This is a genomic window from Dictyoglomus sp. LHC4 (assembly GCF_055181355.1).
Map to the genome: position 1 here is coordinate 1,786,701 of NZ_CM143707.1, position 16,598 is coordinate 1,803,298.

Sequence of the window (16,598 nt, forward strand, 5' to 3'; positions counted from 1 at the left end):
TTCTCCCAAAATATTTTATTGTTTAAAGAAAAATTGTTCTGGGAAGGAATTAAGTTCAGATCTATAAGGATCATCCCATAGTATTCCAGATGGCACATTCCTTAAATTGTTCTTTACTATTACAAGCTGAGGCAATCCTCCCACTGTTCCAATGATCCATATATTCTTTCTGTGTAAAGCTATAATCTGTCTTATTATTGTATCTCTCTTTCTTGCATCTACTGTTCTATTAAATTCATCCCATAGATCATATATCTTTCTAATATCTCCAGAAGGTTCCTCTCCCTCTTGACCCTTTGTCCAATACCATCTAGCATAAAGAGGTGCCCAGGGACCATCTGTCCATGTGCCAAGCAATCTTCCTGCATTTATAGCCACATTACTCATACGATCCATAACCCAAACACCAACTTCTATATCACCTGAATTACAATTTGTGGTATACAAACTTCTATCCACCTGTTTAATTATAGTCTTTATACCTATAGCCTCCCAATAGCTCTTAATAAGCTCCATTGTGCTCATATTAGCACTACCTGGATATGTGGTAAAACTTATTACAAGCTCAATTGGTTTTCCATCTGGACCTAATCTAAATCCATCTTTCCCAATTTTTAAGCCCATTGCATCTAACAATATTTTGGCTCTTCCAGGATCATATTGAGCATAAGCTTTTGTCCAAGCCTCATCATAATATGCAGCTCCAGGCGGAATAGCTGCTTGCATTGGTACTCCTAAACCAAAGAAAAGAATCTTATTAATTTCTTCTCTGTTAATAGCAAGAGATAAAGCTTGTCTAAATCTTACATCTTGGAAGAGTTTTCTCTTTACAGGATCTTTTACATTTTGATTTAGATATATAGCAGGATCTGCCCCTGTACCAGTTCTCCAAACAAGTACTCTGTAATTTCCTTTATCTTTATTTTGCATGAATAAAGTATAATTGGGAAGCCTAATATGTCTTGCTTGAAAGTCTATCTCTCCAGCTACAGCCTTCATATTTATCATTTCTGCATCACTAACAAGATAGTGTACTACTCTATCAATATATGGTAGTTGGTTTCCTTCGATATCTACTACTGGATAGTAAGGGTTTCTTTCCATAACGAATACTGGCTCATTAGGACTCTTGCTTACAATCTTCCAAGGTGACATGGTTGGTAAATCTGGATTCTGTATATAATCAATCATAAATTGGAATAGCTCATACCATTTATTAAAACCTTTTTGTTTTGCCATAGCCTCTAACTTGTCTTTGGGTGTATACTTAGGATGAAATTGAGAAAGATAATGCTTTGGTGCGTAAAAGCTAAAAGATCCTTTTGAATTATCAATAAACCATCCTTGGGTTGGAAAGGTATAAATAAACATTGGATTTGGATTTTTAAATTCTATTCTAAAGGTATAATCATCAACTTTAACAAATTTTGCTCTAACTCCATCCTGTACAAAAGCAGATGGGAATGTAGGAGTAAGCTCCTCATTACCTATTACATCTTCATACCAGAAAATTACATCATCAGTTGTAAGTGGATGACCATCTGACCATTTTAATCCTTCTCTTAACTTAAAAGTAAATATCCTACCATCTTTAGAAACAGTATATTTCTCTACAAGCCATGAAAGAATTGTCTTACTATCAGAAGCCCATCTCATTAAATTGTTAGCATCATAGCATATCTTAGCAATACCCCATCTATCACCAGGACCTGTCCAAGCTCTTCTTAGGGTACCTCCATATCTACCAACTTCTTCAAGAGGTTTTACTACAATTGGATTTTTTGGTAATCTTTGCTCTACTGGTGGAAGTTTTCCTTCTTTTACAAGAGCTGAAAGCATAGGTGATTCATTGTATTTCTTTTGTCCTACAATAGTATTTCCGAAGATTAATAAGAATATTAACAAGAGAGATAAAACATTTATGGATCTCATTTTTTAACCCCCTCTCATCTATACAATTGGAATACCTTTCAAGTCAAGTTCTTTAGCAAAATGACAAGCCACGTAATGTTTATTACCTATATCAATTAAATCTGGCATCACCTCCTTACATATTTCCTTAGCATAATTGCACCTTGGATGAAAATAACATCCAGAAGGAGGATTTGAAGCATCTGGTACTTCACCTTTTAATAAAATTCTGCGAGTTCGCATCTTAGGATCAGGTTTCGGAACAGCAGAAAGTAAAGCTTCTGTATATGGATGTCTCGGTATTTCAAAGATTTCCTCTGCCCTTGCCAATTCTACAATCTTACCCACATACATAACAGCCACCCTATCACAAATATATTCTACTACTCCTAAATCATGAGATATAAAAAGATAGGTTAAATGAAATTCTTCTTGTAAATCTTTAAGAAGATTCAATACTTGGGCCTGAATTGAAACATCAAGAGCAGAAACTGGTTCATCACAAACCACTAATTTAGGATTAAGAGCCAAAGCTCTTGCGATACTTATTCTTTGTCTCTGCCCACCAGAAAAAGCATGAGGATATCTTCTCATATACTCAGGTCTTAATCCAACTTTCCTCATTAAATCTGCTACCCTTTCATCTAACTCTTTACCCTTTGCAATCCCATTTACAAGAAGCGGCTCTCCTATAATCTCTTTAACAGTCATTCTTGGGTTCAAAGATCTAAAAGGATCCTGAAAGACCATCTGCATATATTTTCTAACTTTCTTTAACTCATTATTGGGTAGCTTAGCCACATTAATAGATATTCCATCAACATGAAGAATAACATCTCCTTCTGTTGGGTCATATGCCCTCAATATCACTTTACCAGTCGTAGTTTTTCCACAACCAGACTCACCAACAAGTCCTAAGGTTTCTCCCTCCCTTACAAAAAAGCTAATATCATCTACAGCCTTCACCGTTGCAACTTGTTTTTTAAAGAATCCTTTCGTCACGGGAAAATATTTCTTCAAATTTTTTACTTCCAAAAGGATATCATTCATGATTTTTCCACCTCTCCATAAAGTAAACAGCTCACTTTATGTCCTGGTTTTACTTCTTTTAATTCTGGAACTCTCACATTACATAATCCATTTACAAATTGTGGACATCTTGGGTGGAATGTACAACCAGTTGGCATATTGTAAGGATCAGGGACAATTCCTTTTATAGCTTTTAATCTTCCCCTAACCTTCTTTCCTATTCTAGGAATAGATTCCAATAAGGCTTTCGTATAAGGATGTAAGGGGTCATAGAATATATCTTCTACCGTACCACTCTCCACTATCCTTCCAAGATACATTACTATAACCTCTTCTGCCATTTCTGCTATAACTCCTAAGTTATGGGTTATCATCATAACTGCCATGCCAAATTGTTTCTGTAATTCCTTCATAAGCTCTAATATTTGAGCTTGAATTGTCACATCTAAGTTAGTTGTAGGTTCATCCGCTATCAATAATCTTGGTCTACAAGATAAAGCCATAGCAATCATTGCTCTTTGTAACATTCCTCCACTAAATTGATGAGGATATTCATCTATTCTCAATTCTGGTCTTGGAATTCCTGCAATCCTCATTAGCTCAATCGCTGCTTCTCTTGCAGACTTTTTATCAAGCTTTTGATGTAACATAATAGCCTCTATAATTTGTTCCCCCACAGTATGTACAGGAGAAAAAGAGGCTCCAGGTTCTTGGAATATCATGGCAATCTCTTTCCCTCTTATACTTCTAATTTCGTTTCCCTTAGGATCTAACTTTACCAGATCAATAATTTCTCCATCTCTATATAAAAAGATTCCTCCCTGAATTCTACTTCTTGGACCAGTTAACTTTAATATAGAAAGGGCGGTAACACTTTTACCACAACCTGATTCTCCAACAATCCCAAGAGTTTTTCCTTGTTTAATATCAAAACTAATTCCATCAACTGCCTTTACCACTCCCTCTTCTAACACAAAATATGTTCTTAAATTTTTTACTTCCAATAATTTATCCATCATCTATTCCTCCTTATCTCGCATAAGGATCTGCCGCATCCCTCAAACCATCTCCTACAAAATTAAAAGAAAGAACAACTAATATTACAAACAAAACAGGAAGGAGTAGCCAAGGAGCCAATGCCACAGTTCTAAAGTTTTGAGCATCCTGTATTAAAACCCCCCAACTAATAGCAGGTGGTCTTATACCTAAGCCTAAGAAACTAAGAGCTGTCTCTCCAATAATCATGCTGGGTATTGATAGGGTTAATGAAGCTATAATATGGCTTAAGAAAGATGGTAATAAATGTCTAAATATAACTCTTCTTTCACTGGCTCCAGCTAATTTTGCAGCTGTAACAAAATCTTCCTCTCTTAAAGACAAAAACTTACTTCTTACCTCACGAGCAAGACCCGTCCAACCAATAAAAGAAAGTATTATGGATATTGCAAAATAAATCTTTACAGGAGACCAATTAGCAGGTACAGCTGCGGAAAGTGCCATCCATAGAGGTAATGTTGGTATACTTCTTAAAATTTCTATGACTCTTTGAATAAGCAAGTCAAAAGGACCACCAAAATATCCTGAAACACCCCCAATCACTATTCCAAAAATAAAACTTAAAAAAATACCTACAAGACCCACAGTGGTAGAAATTCTCGTACCGTATATTACTCTGGAAAATACATCTCTACCTAAGCTATCAGTACCAAATAAAAATATGTGTCCATCTCCCTCTACTCCAAATAGATGAATATTACTTTTAAATAAACCTAATACTTTATACTCATGACCCCTAACAAAAAATTTAATAGGATACTTTTTGGATTTATCTTCTGTATAGATCCTTTTTAAGGTATTAGGATCAACCTCCATTTTATATGCATATACAAAAGGCATCAAATGAAAACCAGTTTCATCAACAAAATGAATTTTCTGAGGTGGTGCAAGTACATAACGAACATCGTATTTATAGGGATCACTTGGAGCAAAAAATTCACAAAAGACTGCAATTATATAAAAGATTATTAATATTATACCTCCCAAGATAGCCAATTTGTTTCTTTTGAATCTCCACCACATAAGTTTCCATTGAGAAGCTACATAAATTTTTTCCTCTTTCTCTATATAACTTTCTTCTATTATTTCTTCTCTCTTTTCCATCTCTGACATATTATCCCTCCTATTCATACCTTACCCTTGGATCTACCCATGCAAGAAGAATATCTGAGATCAATGTACCCAATAAGGTTAAACAACTTAACATAAGGAGGAATGCACCAGCTAAATACATATCCTGATTTCTTAAGGATTCTAAGAGCAAAGGTCCTGAGGTAGGTAAATTTAACACTATGGCTGTAATCTCAGCTCCTGAAACCAAAAACGGAAGTGACCAACCAACAGTACTTATAAAAGGAATTAAAGCTACTCTAAGAGGATATTTAAATATTACTTTCCATTCTGGAAGTCCTTTTGCTCTTGCTGTTAATACATATGGCTTATTCAATTCATCTAAAAGATTAGCTCTTAAAGTTCTTATCATTCCTGCTGTGTTTGCAAGTCCAATAATCACTACTGGAACCCATATATGTTTCAACATATCTAAAAATTTTGCCAAACTCCAAGGAGCTTCTAAATATTCAGGAGAAAAAAGTCCTGTAAGATTTTGTCCAAAATAAGCATAAGCTACCCATAACAATATTAAAGCAACCATAAAAGCAGGTACAGAGAGACCAATATATCCTAAAAAGGTAAATAAATAATCTCCAAAAGAGTATTGGTGAGTGGCAGAGTAGGTACCAATTAAAAATCCTACAACCCATATAAAGATAAGTGTAAATAAAGAAATAACAAAGGTTATTGCAAGCCTTTCTCCTATGAGTTCACTTACTGGTCTATTATATAAAAGAGATCTACCAAAATCCCCATGTAACACATTCCATATCCATAATAAATATTGCTCCCATATAGGTTTATCAAGACCATATTGTTTTTTTAAAGCTTCAATTGTTTCAAGATTTACAGACTCACCACTTGTAGCAAGTTGAGCTATATAAGAAGTAAGAAAATCCCCTGGAGGAAGTTGTATCACTACAAAAACAATTACAGATATAAAAAACAATGTTAATAGCATATATAGGAGTCTTTTAATGATATATTCTTTCACCTCTTCTCCCCCTTTCAATCTATACCAAGGATTAAACTCGTAGTGTTTTTTTATTATTTTATTACCCCTTTTTGATTATTATACCATTAAGAAATCGCTTTGCAATCGTTTTCTTATAAAATAAATTAAATTTTATACTATGTCAATATTAAAGAAAAGTTTCATAAAAAAACTAAGAGAATGGTTCCAATTTTATATTCCTTCTTGAAAGAATTATTAAAAAAATTTAGAATAAAACAAACTGATAACAAAAAAAAATAAAAAATTTAAAGGAGAGAAGGAAACATATGAGAAGACAAGAAAAAAAATCTCCAACAATGAAAGATGTGGCTAAATTAGCGGGAGTTTCCATTAGTACTGTTTCTCATGTGATAAATAAAACAAGATATGTGGAAAAAGAAACAAGAGAAAGAGTATATGAAGCCATACAAACTTTAGGATATAGACCTAACATTTTAGCTAGTAGTTTACGAAAAAAAATAACTAATACCATAGGATTAATAATATCTAATATTACAAACCTATTCTATCCAGAGGTTGTTAGAGGCGTAGAGGACTACCTTACAAAATTTAACTATAACCTAATATTATGTAATTCTGATGAAGACGTAGAAAAGGAAAAAAACTATATAGAAGTGCTATTTAGTAGAAGAGTAGATGGATTAATAATTACTCCAAGTAAAAGTAGTGAAACAAGGGAAAATCTGGATTTATTTAGGGAAAAAAATATACCAATTGTTTTAGTAGATAGGAAAATAGAAGGCTTATATGAAGATGTGGTTTTAGTAGATAATGTGAAAGGTACTTATGATGCTATAAATTATTTAATAAGTTTAGGACATAAGAGAATTGGTATAATTACAGGACCATTAGACACTACTACAGGGTATGAAAGATTAGAGGGATATCTTAAAGCTTTAGAAGATAATAATATTAAAAAAGATGACAATTTAATTTATGAAGGGGACTTTAAAGAAAAGGGAGGTTATGAAGGAACAAGCTATCTTTTAAACTTAAAAAATCCACCAACAGCCATTTTCTCAAGTAATAACTTAATGGTATTAGGATCACTAAAAAGGATTACTGAAATAGGAGTAAAAATTCCTTCTGATATATCATTAATATCTTTTGATGATATGGAATGGTTCCCATATTTTTCACCTCCCCTAACAGCTGTATATCAACCAGCATATGAACTTGGTGAAACAGCTGTAAAACTTTTATTTGAAAGGCTTAAAAGAGGCAGAAAAAAGAAAAAGGAGGTTATACTACCCACCAAATTAGTAATAAGAGAATCATGTGCTCCCCCTAAAAAATATGATTAAAATATATAATGCTTATTTGGATATTGAAACCACAGGGTTAAATCCTATATCATCTTATATTACAGTTGTAGGTATACTTTTGGAAAACAACTATGAAGAATATTTTTACCAACTAATAGGTCCTGAAATAACAGCTTATAATATCATGATTTTATTGGAAAAAGCTCATACATTGTATACTTATAATGGATCTCGTTTTGATTTACCTTTCATAAAGGAAAAATTAGGTCTTGATCTTGAAGAACATATATACCATCAGGATTTAATGTATTCGTGTTGGAAAAGGGGTTTATATGGAGGCTTAAAAAGAATTGAGAAAAAATTAGGTATCACAAGAAAATTAAAAAATATAGATGGTAAGATGGCTGTAATCTTATGGGATCATTATATAGAATATGGAGACATCTACGCTTTAAGATTACTATTAGAATACAATCGTGAAGATGTGATAAACCTTAAAATATTGAAGGAAAAATTACTACCATTAAACTTGTAATTTCCAACATTGGAAATCCTCAGCGTATATATCATCAAAAAAGGAATAAGCCAAGGCCCTACAACCTATACAATCAGCCTCAGAACATAAATGGCACTTTCCCTTTAATTTACCTTTACTAAAATTATCCCTAAATTTTACAATCTTTTCATAAATTATACTGAAATCATCATATAAAGCATTTCCCAAAATCAAAGGTAATCTCCTACAAGGGTATATGTCTCCATTCGGCATAATAGCACATGACTCTCCTAAATTGCACAAAGCTCCCCAGATAGTATTTTTCTCAAAATCAACATAAAAAGCTTTATAGGGTAAGAGATCTTTAACTTCACTATCAATCCAAAATGAAATTCTTTCTACTACATCATACCATTCCTTATAAGAAAGAACCATTTCTTTAATCTTATTTCCTTCACCTAATGGAATAAATCTTTCAAGTATAAAGCCCTTTGCTCCTACTTGTTCTGCAAGCCTGTACATCAGATCCAATTCTTTGAAATTATATTTTGCTAAAGTGAACATTAACAAAAAAGGATATGAGATATTTTCAAGATTACTTATAACTTTTTTAAAAACCCCTTCCCCTCTTATAAGGTCATTAGTTTTTTCTGTTGCTCCTTCCAAAGAAACTTTTAAGTATTTTAATTTTTTAAACTTTTTAAGATGATTTTCATCTTTAAAATTTACACCATTAGTTATTATATTAACATCCTTAATTAACTGAATCTTTTCAATTTCTTCTAAAAGAGGAATTAAATGAGGGAATAAAAAAGGTTCGCCACCCGTTAAACTGATGCTAACAGTCTCAAAGTTTTGTTTATCAGAGTAATTCACTAAATTATAAAGGATCTTTTTAATATCATCAAAAGACTTATCTTTTCTATTATCATAACTATCTTGATAACAATGCTTACATCTAAGATTACAAAGATCTGTTAAATGCCATTGGAAAGAAAATTCTTTACCCATAAATAAATCTCTATATTTTGATATAATATGTATAAAAGGAGGTGATTTCTGATGGCTGAATGTAAAATACAGGATAATTTAAATAAATGTAATTGTACTTATGAGCCTTGCCCAAGAAAAGGTATTTGTTGTGAGTGTTTAGCATATCACAGAAGTCATGGAGAGCTTCCAGCATGTTATTTTCCTCCCGAAGTAGAAAGAACTTATGACAGATCTATAAGAAGATTCATTTCTTTGTATAAATAGGGAGGATTTAATCCTCCCTTTCTCCTTTTGGGTCAATATGAACCACAACATCTGAATTTTCAATATTTTTCTTTATAGAATCTTGAACCCTCAAAGCAATTTCATGAGCTTCTTTTGCGGTAAGATTATTTTCTACCTCGATATGTATAGTTATTACCTTTTGATTTTTATAATCATGCACTGATATATCATGATAGTTTAAAACACCTGGTATAGAACATACAATACTTTCTATTTTCTTTATAAACTCCGATTCAGGGGCTTCTCCTATAAGAAAATTAGCAGAAGATTTAATCAAGTAAAAACCAACTAAAAAAATTAATAAAGAAACAACCAATCCTAAAATACCATCTAAGATATACCATTCAAACATTGCAAAAACAAGACTAAGAGCCACAAGAATAGTAGCAATAGCATCACTTCGGTGATGCCATGCATCAGCAATCAGAGTTGATGAATCAATCTTCTCTCCAAGAAAAATAGAAAATCTAGCCATCCATTCTTTAAAAATTGCAAAAATTATAAGTAATAGAAAAACTATAAAATTAAAACTAACTTTCTGTGGATGTAAAATTCTTTCAAAAGATCCTTTAGTAAGCTCAATTGCTACTATGATAAGAAGAATAGCTATTACAAGGGTGGCTATCTCTTCTACCCTGCCATGGCCAAAAGGATGTTCCTTATCAGCAGGTTTATTTCCTAATCTAAAGCCAAGGACAACGATGATAGAAGTTAAAACATCAGAAAGAGAATGAAAAGCATCAGCTATAAGAGCAATACTTCTTAAATATACACCAGAAAAATATTTAAAGAGAAAAAGAATCAAATTACCTAACACACTTATCCAAACTTCCAAATATCCAACATACTTTCTATCAACTTCTTTTTTAGAAAATATTTTTTCAAAAAGCCAGGCATTGAATTTCTTCATTGTTTATCCTCCTAAAAACAAAAATTCCTGCAGTTAGCAGGAAGTCCCGCAAGCATATTAACAAAGCTTGCTGCCTTTAGGTTACAAGGCCCGGCTTTATAGCCTGATCTTCCTTGAAAGGATTATATAAGATAAATTTTTAAAAGTCAAAAAACAATTAAAATTTAAAGTTCTTAACTGCTTCTATTAAAGCTCTAATGTTTTCTCCTGGTGTACCTGGAGACACACCTCCTCCAGCTGATAATATAATACCATTTTTTTGGCCAAAATCCTTTAATATTTTTTCAACACTCCTTTTTACATCTTCTTCTTTTCCTTTAACAAGGATATCAAGAGGTGGAACATTTCCCATAAGACATATTTTCCCTTGAGTTATTTCATAAACATCTTTAATGTTTTGAAGATGAGTAAAATTAAAAATATTAATTCCTAAATCTGGTAAATACTTGTAATAAACATTATTATTTGTATCGTTATGATAAATCTTAACAGAAAAATCAAAAGAAGAAAATATCTTCTTCAAAGATGGATGTACAAACTCTAAATAATCTTGTTCAGAAAAGAAACCCACTATATCATCTAATAACAATATCCCTTCCACATTATGCAACACTTCTATCTGAGCAGTAAGAAAATCAATTACAAGTTCTGTTGTGATATCAATTAGCTTTTTAGTCTCTTCTGGATATAATTTTATAGATACTAAGAACTCAGTAACTCCCATTAAATGAGACGCCACTGCAAAAGGTCCTCTTGCAGCTACAATTTTTATTAATTCACCCATACTATTTATTTTGGGTTCTACATATTTATATAATTCAAGTACAAGAGGCATTAGACCATCAGTTTTAGGATTTGGCTTTTTTACTCTCTTCAAAAATTCTGGAAGATCATCTGCAGAATGTATAATTGGTTCTATACTTGGTGTAGAATTTTCATAGAAAATTATTTTTGATCCAAATCCTGAAGGCTCTTGTGCCATACCATATTCAACCCAAAAATCGGGCATAAAAATAACTTCGGGAAATTGTTTTTTTATCTCCTTATAAGCCTCAATCCAAATCTCAGGAATAACATAAAACTGTAGATGAGAAATTCCTAAATATCCAGGAATCCATGGACTATCCACAATCAGTGCTATAGGAATATCATCTTGTTCCTTAAACTGAACTGCTTTTAATAAAATATCCCAATCTTTTTCTTTCATCTCATTCTCCTCCTCATGGATATATTTTCCTTCCCTTATCATCGGGAACTCCAGTCTTTCTAAAGAAATAAGTATTTATAACATCTCTCCATTCCTTCGCATGTTCCAACTGCATTTCCAATCTTTTAGAAACTCTTTCAAATATTTTATCATCAATTCTTCCTTTCAATTCATACCATTTCTCTATAAGAACTTCTACTTCTTCTACCCCCTCAAAATGGAGGTCATACATTTGCTGTATAAGAGTCTTCCCAGATTTCAAAATAAATTTATATGGTACCCTATGGAAGAAAAGAAGTAAGTCTTCTGGACATTTATTTATATCATCATAAATCTCTCTCCAAGGAGAATGATATTGAAGAGTATAACCTGTACCCTTTGAAGTTCTATCAACTCCTATAGCCTCATAATTTGCCCTATGATATGTACCCCAACGAGAATACTCATAACCTTCAGGATTGGGTCCATAATGATACCCAGGATTCACCATCCAACCAAGTCCAAAAGGGGTTGTATACTTTTCATAAATTCTATGAGAATTTAACAACATATAAGAAATATTTTCTCTTACTTTGCTATCATTCCCAAATGTCAATTTTATCCAATCATCTACCACCTTAGCTATATCTCTATCTGGATTCCATGCTAATACTCCGAAAGTATAAAGATTCGCCTGAGCAAGATCATGTCCAGTCCAATTTGGACTATCTCCCACATTTGATACTCCTGCAAAACCATTATATTTAGTCTCAAAAATTTTTCCTTTCAAAATCTCTTTAACTTTTGAGCCTTCACCTTTGGCATAAGTATCAAATTCTAAAATTTCCTTCCACAATGTACCTAAATAACATAGATGAATTTGTTGCCCAGTATACTCTTGTGTTATTTGCAATTCTAAGATTTGATTAGTTTTTTCCATTCCCCCAAAAAGCGGTGATACAGGTTCCCTAACTTGAAAATCCATAGGTCCATACTTTATCTGAAGAACAACATTTTCATAAAAATTTCCATCTAAGGGCTTAAAGTTATCATAAGCTGCTCTAGCTCTATCTGTTTTATAATCTCTCCAATCTTGCATACAATTATATACAAAGGCTCTCCATATCACGTATCCCCCATATGGTTCTAAGGCTTCTGCAAGCATATTTGCCCCATCTGCATGATTTCTCCCAAACATATGAGGACCTGGGTTAAATTCAGAATCTGCTTTCACTAAAAAGCCTCCCAAATAAGGTATATAATCATAAATTTCTTCTGCTTTTGTCTTCCACCAAACGGAAACCCTTTTATCTAAAGGATCAGCAGTAGGAAGACCACCAAGATAAATAGGAGAAGCAAAATTAACCGAAAGATAGATTTTTATTCCATAATCCCAGAATATATTGGCAAGTCTTGAAAGAATCTTCAAATATTTATGGGTTATAAGCTCTACTTCCTTTTTCTTAACATTTACATTATTTATTACAACACCATTTATACCAATGGAGGATAAAAGTCTAGCATAGTCCATTGTCCTCTCATTTATAATGATTTTATTGTTTTTAAAAAAAATGGAATTTCCTGCATAACCTCTTTCTACTGTTCCATCCAAATTATCCCAATGATTAATTATCCTAAAATAAGATGCAGGATTATCTACATGATTTAAATCATCTAATTTCTCACCTATCCTGAGATTTTCTATTAATTTAAAAACTGCATAAACCAAAGTCCTTTCATTTTTAGCTGTTATAATTAATATGTCTTTATCATTTTCCTTTATCCTCTTAAGCATAAAACCCTCATTATTTAATTTTCTTTCCCACATTTTAGCTTCTTTTATGATATCTTTCATTTGATCTATTTTGCCAATCAAAATATACTTAGAAAAGTCAAAGCTTCCTTTTATTACTCTCGGATTAATTTTAAAAGAATATTTTATAAAGTGTTTAAGTTCCTTGATAGGGACCTCAAGAGATTTGTCATTATCTACAACACAAATAGTTCTAAATAAATCAAAATCTTTTATCTCTAAAGCTCTGTAATCCAACCAACACATATCATACGGTTTAACACCACTCATTATTTAACTCCCCTATCTTTTTTTTAAAAATTATACCATAAAAAATGTTTGCACAATGGTTTTTCCAAATAATAGCTTTTATTAGTTTATTTTACTAAAAATTAGACTCTATACATATTTTTAAAAAAGTAGTAAAATAAATTTAAAATTTAAATGTAAGAGGTGAGTTTATATATGCCATTAAAAGTTACAAAGATAAATGATAATATTACTTTGATACAAACTCCAGAACACCCCTTTGTATCTAATTCATATCTTGTTTCTCTAAATGGAAAAGAAAGACTGTACCTTCTGATTGACCCAACACCCTTAGAATACTTTAAGGATTTAATCTTTACATTAAACGATCTCATAGGCGGAGTAGAAAATTTAGATTTAATCTACGTAAATCATCAGGACCCAGATGTTACATCATCTTTAGCACCTATAATGGATATGAATAAAAATGCTATTCTTATTGCCTCTGAAGATACATGGAGGTTAATAAGATTTTATGGTATTCCCAGAGAAAGATTTCAAGCTATAGAATTTTTCCCAAATAGAAAAGTAGTACTTAAAACCGATGATACCTTAGAATTTATACATACACCCTTCTGCCATTTTAGAGGGACTTGGATGCTATTCATCCCAGAGAAAAAAACTCTCTTTTCAGGTGACCTTTTAGGAGGTCTATTATCCAGAGAAGCCAATGGAGTATTTGCCACTGAAGATTCTTGGGAGGGAATCAAACTTTTTCATGAAATATATATGCCTTCGAAAGAAGCTTTGAGACTTGCTATAGACAAAATAGGCAGGTTAACTCCTCTTCCTGAGATTATACTACCACAACATGGAGACATAATAAGAAAAAATCTAATAGTAGACTTTTTAGCTAAACTTAATGATTTAGAAGTAGGTTTAGATTATATTAAAAAATATGAATCTCAACAACAATTTTACCTTTATGCCTTTAATGAGATTTTACAAAATTTAAAGAATAACTATTCAGATAAAGAAAAATTAATGCAAAAATTGAAGGAGATTAACTCTTCTCCATTTTTCCCAGAATTAATACATTTTGAAAATGGAGTAGCAACAGAATTTAGAATCCAACCAGAAACAGCCATTGAATTGCTTTATGATAAATTTAGCGGGGATGCCCCACGAGAAGAAAGAGAAAGTTTAAGAATTGATATAATTAAAACTCTGAGAAAATATAATCTTGACATACCTGAAGGTATATTATATGAAAGACAAAGAGTTTCTGAAAATCCATTTAGAAGAATCTTTAAAATATTCCAGAGGTGATATCAATGCCTATATATGAGTTTAAATGTGAAGAATGTGGAGAAAAATTTGAAAAACTTGTATATTCTAATGAAGAGATATGCTGTCCTAAGTGTGGAAGCAAAAATTTAAAAAAACTCATATCTTTGTTTGCCACATCTGGAGTTGAACAAGGATCATCAGGTTGTTCTTCCTGTTCAGGAGGAAATTGCAGCTCTTGCCATTAAAAAAGGGAGAGGTTATTACCTCTCCCTTTTACATTCTAATTAATTCATAATCTCTACTTCCAAGTCCTATTTCTTCTGCATATTTTATTTGTAAACTCCAATCTATATTAGGATGTATAGCTTTAATTTTATCTTCTCCAGGATTAAAATTATTTGTTAAAAATGTATTTTTTAGACCCATCTGTGCATTGATTAGATCACAAGATGCCTGATCTATTGAAACTATATCCCAACCCCCTAAAATTCCCACATCAGGAACAATATTAGCATCATGCCAACTTGCACAATCACAATCTGGAGATACATCCATTACAAAATTTATAAAGGCATATTTTGGTTCTTTTTGTTTCAGCATTCCATAAGTAAATTCTGCCATTTTCTCTTGTAATCCTATAGCAGATTCATTCCATAAAATTTTTATAGCCGATGTAGGACAAACAACTGCACATTCACCACAACCTATACACAAATCAGGCCTTGTCAGCTTAGATTTCTTATCAACAAGTTCTATGGCTCCAGTAGGACAGTGATTTACACATCTCTTACAACCAATACAAAGGTTGGGGTTAGGATCAGGTTTAAATTGGGCATGTTGCATTTGTTTTCCTGATCTTGGTGCACACCCCATACCTACATTTTTTATTGCTCCACCCACTCCAGCACTCATATGTCCCTTAACATGAGTTAAAACTAAGAGAAAATCCGCATCATGTATAGCTCCTGCCACTTTTATCTTCTTAAAATGCTTTAAATTTACCTCTACTTCCTTATAATAATCTCCATAAATTCCATCAGCTATTATTATGGGGGCTCCTACAGAGGAATATCCAAAACCATTGTAAATGGCTGATTCTAAATGATCCACAGCATTAGCTCTACCACCTTTATATAAAGTATTAGCATCAGTAAGAAAGGGTTTTCCCCCAAGCTCTCTTACAGCTTCCACTACCTGTCTAACAAATATAGGTCTTAAAAAGGCATGATTTCCTGGCTCTCCAAAATGAAGTTTTATAGCTACTATATCTCCATTTGACATTCTTTCTTCTAAAAGTTTTTTAGCAAGTCTTTTTAATCTTCTCAGAACAGATTGATTTTCATTCTTTGCTCTTAGTGATAAAAAATATATGGGTGACTTCATAAATTCTCCTCCTTTAATGCCTTAATAAAAAGATTTGGAATTTCATTATCTATACCAATGAAATGAATCTCATCGAAAACATTTGGATTATGCTTTATAAAATCAAGAACAGTATTTACAATAATTTTTGTGCCAAACTCTGGTGGAAAACCAAAAATTCCGCAACTTATTGCAGGGATACTTATAGATTTAATACCTCTTTCTTTTGCAATCTCTAAAACACTTCTTACAGCTTTTTGAAGTTTTTCTTGTTCATTTCCTTCTCCCCATCGAGGGCCTACAGTATGAATAACATATTTTGCCTTTAAACTTCCACCAGATGTAACCATAGCTGATCCTACCGGAAGCGGTCCACATTTAGAAACATACTCATAACTTTCCCTTTGTATTATTTCACCACCTGCTCTAACTATAGCTCCTGCTACTCCTCCTCCATGTCTTAAATAGGAATTTGCTGGATTAACTATAGCATCTAAATTTTCTTGAGTTATATCTCCTTTAACAACCTTTAACTTAACCTCATTTATATCTTTTTCAAATAAAATTTCCATGCCCTTTCACCTCTCTCTCAGTTTATTTCTTGTTATTATAAACCGAAAAGAGAAGCAAAAGGGCATGGAAATTT

16 protein-coding genes are annotated in these 16,598 nt (G+C 32.3%); 5 read left to right on the forward strand and 11 right to left on the reverse strand.

Annotated elements, in window-relative coordinates; translation table 11 throughout:
- Nucleotides 1-15 precede the first annotated feature (15 nt).
- From ACY3JO_RS09075 to ACY3JO_RS09095, 5 genes are read right to left on the reverse strand one after another with little or no spacing between them, the layout of a single operon-like run.
- On the reverse strand, nucleotides 16-1,932 hold the full coding sequence (locus ACY3JO_RS09075) for an ABC transporter substrate-binding protein (protein ID WP_463084671.1): 1,917 nt from the start codon (nucleotides 1,930-1,932) through the stop codon (nucleotides 16-18).
- A gap of 18 nt (nucleotides 1,933-1,950) precedes the next feature.
- Nucleotides 1,951-2,961 (reverse strand): ABC transporter ATP-binding protein, encoded by a 1,011-nt coding sequence (locus ACY3JO_RS09080; protein ID WP_463084672.1) that lies wholly within the window; start codon nucleotides 2,959-2,961, stop codon nucleotides 1,951-1,953.
- Nucleotides 2,958-3,956 (reverse strand): ABC transporter ATP-binding protein, encoded by a 999-nt coding sequence (locus ACY3JO_RS09085; RefSeq protein WP_463085674.1) that lies wholly within the window; start codon nucleotides 3,954-3,956, stop codon nucleotides 2,958-2,960. The genes ACY3JO_RS09080 and ACY3JO_RS09085 overlap by 4 nt, the downstream gene beginning before the upstream one ends.
- Before the next feature lie 13 nt (nucleotides 3,957-3,969).
- Nucleotides 3,970-5,109 carry an ABC transporter permease gene (locus ACY3JO_RS09090; protein ID WP_463084673.1) on the reverse strand — a complete coding sequence of 380 codons (1,140 nt, stop codon included), beginning with the start codon at nucleotides 5,107-5,109 and terminating at the stop codon, nucleotides 3,970-3,972.
- Nucleotides 5,110-5,119: 10 nt separating this feature from the next.
- Nucleotides 5,120-6,103 (reverse strand): ABC transporter permease, encoded by a 984-nt coding sequence (locus ACY3JO_RS09095; RefSeq protein WP_463084674.1) that lies wholly within the window; start codon nucleotides 6,101-6,103, stop codon nucleotides 5,120-5,122.
- A 287-nt stretch (nucleotides 6,104-6,390) separates the two neighbouring features.
- On the opposite strand from ACY3JO_RS09095, the gene ACY3JO_RS09100 reads away from it, so the two are divergent.
- Both ACY3JO_RS09100 and ACY3JO_RS09105 read left to right on the forward strand, forming a co-directional pair.
- Nucleotides 6,391-7,428 carry a LacI family DNA-binding transcriptional regulator gene (locus ACY3JO_RS09100; RefSeq protein WP_463084675.1) on the forward strand — a complete coding sequence of 346 codons (1,038 nt, stop codon included), beginning with the start codon at nucleotides 6,391-6,393 and terminating at the stop codon, nucleotides 7,426-7,428.
- On the forward strand, nucleotides 7,421-7,924 hold the full coding sequence (locus ACY3JO_RS09105; protein ID WP_463084676.1) for a ribonuclease H-like domain-containing protein: 504 nt from the start codon (nucleotides 7,421-7,423) through the stop codon (nucleotides 7,922-7,924). Before ACY3JO_RS09100 ends, ACY3JO_RS09105 begins: the two co-directional genes overlap by 8 nt.
- On the opposite strand, the gene ACY3JO_RS09110 is transcribed toward ACY3JO_RS09105, so the two are convergent.
- Nucleotides 7,913-8,896: a radical SAM protein gene (locus ACY3JO_RS09110; protein WP_463084677.1), complete on the reverse strand. Its 984-nt coding sequence runs from the start codon at nucleotides 8,894-8,896 to the stop codon at nucleotides 7,913-7,915. The genes ACY3JO_RS09105 and ACY3JO_RS09110 overlap by 12 nt on opposite strands.
- Nucleotides 8,897-8,947: 51 nt before the next feature.
- Here ACY3JO_RS09110 and ACY3JO_RS09115 point away from each other — a divergent pair, with 51 nt between their 5' ends.
- On the forward strand, nucleotides 8,948-9,142 hold the full coding sequence (locus ACY3JO_RS09115) for a DUF6485 family protein (protein ID WP_463084678.1): 195 nt from the start codon (nucleotides 8,948-8,950) through the stop codon (nucleotides 9,140-9,142).
- 7 nt (nucleotides 9,143-9,149) lie between these two features.
- Here the strand turns inward: ACY3JO_RS09115 and ACY3JO_RS09120 are convergent, their stop codons facing one another.
- The 3 genes from ACY3JO_RS09120 to ACY3JO_RS09130 form a co-directional block, all read right to left on the reverse strand.
- Nucleotides 9,150-10,073, reverse strand: a complete 924-nt coding sequence (locus ACY3JO_RS09120) for a cation diffusion facilitator family transporter (protein ID WP_463084679.1) — start codon at nucleotides 10,071-10,073, stop codon at nucleotides 9,150-9,152.
- 157 nt (nucleotides 10,074-10,230) lie between these two features.
- Nucleotides 10,231-11,280: a uroporphyrinogen decarboxylase family protein gene (locus ACY3JO_RS09125; protein WP_463084680.1), complete on the reverse strand. Its 1,050-nt coding sequence runs from the start codon at nucleotides 11,278-11,280 to the stop codon at nucleotides 10,231-10,233.
- Nucleotides 11,281-11,293: 13 nt separating this feature from the next.
- Nucleotides 11,294-13,342 carry an alpha-glucuronidase family glycosyl hydrolase gene (locus ACY3JO_RS09130; RefSeq protein ID WP_463084681.1) on the reverse strand — a complete coding sequence of 683 codons (2,049 nt, stop codon included), beginning with the start codon at nucleotides 13,340-13,342 and terminating at the stop codon, nucleotides 11,294-11,296.
- Nucleotides 13,343-13,516: 174 nt separating this feature from the next.
- Here ACY3JO_RS09130 and ACY3JO_RS09135 point away from each other — a divergent pair, with 174 nt between their 5' ends.
- Together ACY3JO_RS09135 and ACY3JO_RS09140 are read left to right on the forward strand one after the other, a co-directional pair.
- Nucleotides 13,517-14,629 carry an oxygen-binding di-iron domain-containing protein gene (locus ACY3JO_RS09135; protein ID WP_463084682.1) on the forward strand — a complete coding sequence of 371 codons (1,113 nt, stop codon included), beginning with the start codon at nucleotides 13,517-13,519 and terminating at the stop codon, nucleotides 14,627-14,629.
- A 5-nt stretch (nucleotides 14,630-14,634) separates the two neighbouring features.
- On the forward strand, nucleotides 14,635-14,835 hold the full coding sequence (locus ACY3JO_RS09140) for an FmdB family zinc ribbon protein (protein WP_463084683.1): 201 nt from the start codon (nucleotides 14,635-14,637) through the stop codon (nucleotides 14,833-14,835).
- 28 nt (nucleotides 14,836-14,863) lie between these two features.
- Here ACY3JO_RS09140 and ACY3JO_RS09145 read toward each other — a convergent pair whose 3' ends face one another.
- The gene (locus ACY3JO_RS09145; protein WP_463084684.1) at nucleotides 14,864-15,973 is read right to left on the reverse strand and encodes a DUF362 domain-containing protein; all 1,110 of its coding nucleotides are present in this window, start codon (nucleotides 15,971-15,973) and stop codon (nucleotides 14,864-14,866) included.
- Nucleotides 15,970-16,524: a macro domain-containing protein gene (locus ACY3JO_RS09150; protein WP_463084685.1), complete on the reverse strand. Its 555-nt coding sequence runs from the start codon at nucleotides 16,522-16,524 to the stop codon at nucleotides 15,970-15,972. Before ACY3JO_RS09150 ends, ACY3JO_RS09145 begins: the two co-directional genes overlap by 4 nt.
- Nucleotides 16,525-16,598 lie beyond the last annotated feature (74 nt).

Coding starts and splice junctions, on each gene's coding strand:
- ACY3JO_RS09075 (WP_463084671.1), bottom strand. CDS start 1,932: ATGAGATCCATAAATGTTTTATCTCTCTTGTTAATATTCTTATTAATC.
- ACY3JO_RS09100 (WP_463084675.1), top strand. CDS start 6,391: ATGAGAAGACAAGAAAAAAAATCTCCAACAATGAAAGATGTGGCTAAA.
- ACY3JO_RS09120 (WP_463084679.1), bottom strand. CDS start 10,073: ATGAAGAAATTCAATGCCTGGCTTTTTGAAAAAATATTTTCTAAAAAA.
- ACY3JO_RS09090 (WP_463084673.1), bottom strand. CDS start 5,109: ATGTCAGAGATGGAAAAGAGAGAAGAAATAATAGAAGAAAGTTATATA.
- ACY3JO_RS09080 (WP_463084672.1), bottom strand. CDS start 2,961: ATGAATGATATCCTTTTGGAAGTAAAAAATTTGAAGAAATATTTTCCC.
- ACY3JO_RS09135 (WP_463084682.1), top strand. CDS start 13,517: ATGCCATTAAAAGTTACAAAGATAAATGATAATATTACTTTGATACAA.
- ACY3JO_RS09105 (WP_463084676.1), top strand. CDS start 7,421: ATGATTAAAATATATAATGCTTATTTGGATATTGAAACCACAGGGTTA.
- ACY3JO_RS09115 (WP_463084678.1), top strand. CDS start 8,948: ATGGCTGAATGTAAAATACAGGATAATTTAAATAAATGTAATTGTACT.
- ACY3JO_RS09140 (WP_463084683.1), top strand. CDS start 14,635: ATGCCTATATATGAGTTTAAATGTGAAGAATGTGGAGAAAAATTTGAA.
- ACY3JO_RS09110 (WP_463084677.1), bottom strand. CDS start 8,896: ATGGGTAAAGAATTTTCTTTCCAATGGCATTTAACAGATCTTTGTAAT.
- ACY3JO_RS09125 (WP_463084680.1), bottom strand. CDS start 11,280: ATGAAAGAAAAAGATTGGGATATTTTATTAAAAGCAGTTCAGTTTAAG.
- ACY3JO_RS09150 (WP_463084685.1), bottom strand. CDS start 16,524: ATGGAAATTTTATTTGAAAAAGATATAAATGAGGTTAAGTTAAAGGTT.
- ACY3JO_RS09130 (WP_463084681.1), bottom strand. CDS start 13,342: ATGAGTGGTGTTAAACCGTATGATATGTGTTGGTTGGATTACAGAGCT.
- ACY3JO_RS09085 (WP_463085674.1), bottom strand. CDS start 3,956: ATGGATAAATTATTGGAAGTAAAAAATTTAAGAACATATTTTGTGTTA.
- ACY3JO_RS09145 (WP_463084684.1), bottom strand. CDS start 15,973: ATGAAGTCACCCATATATTTTTTATCACTAAGAGCAAAGAATGAAAAT.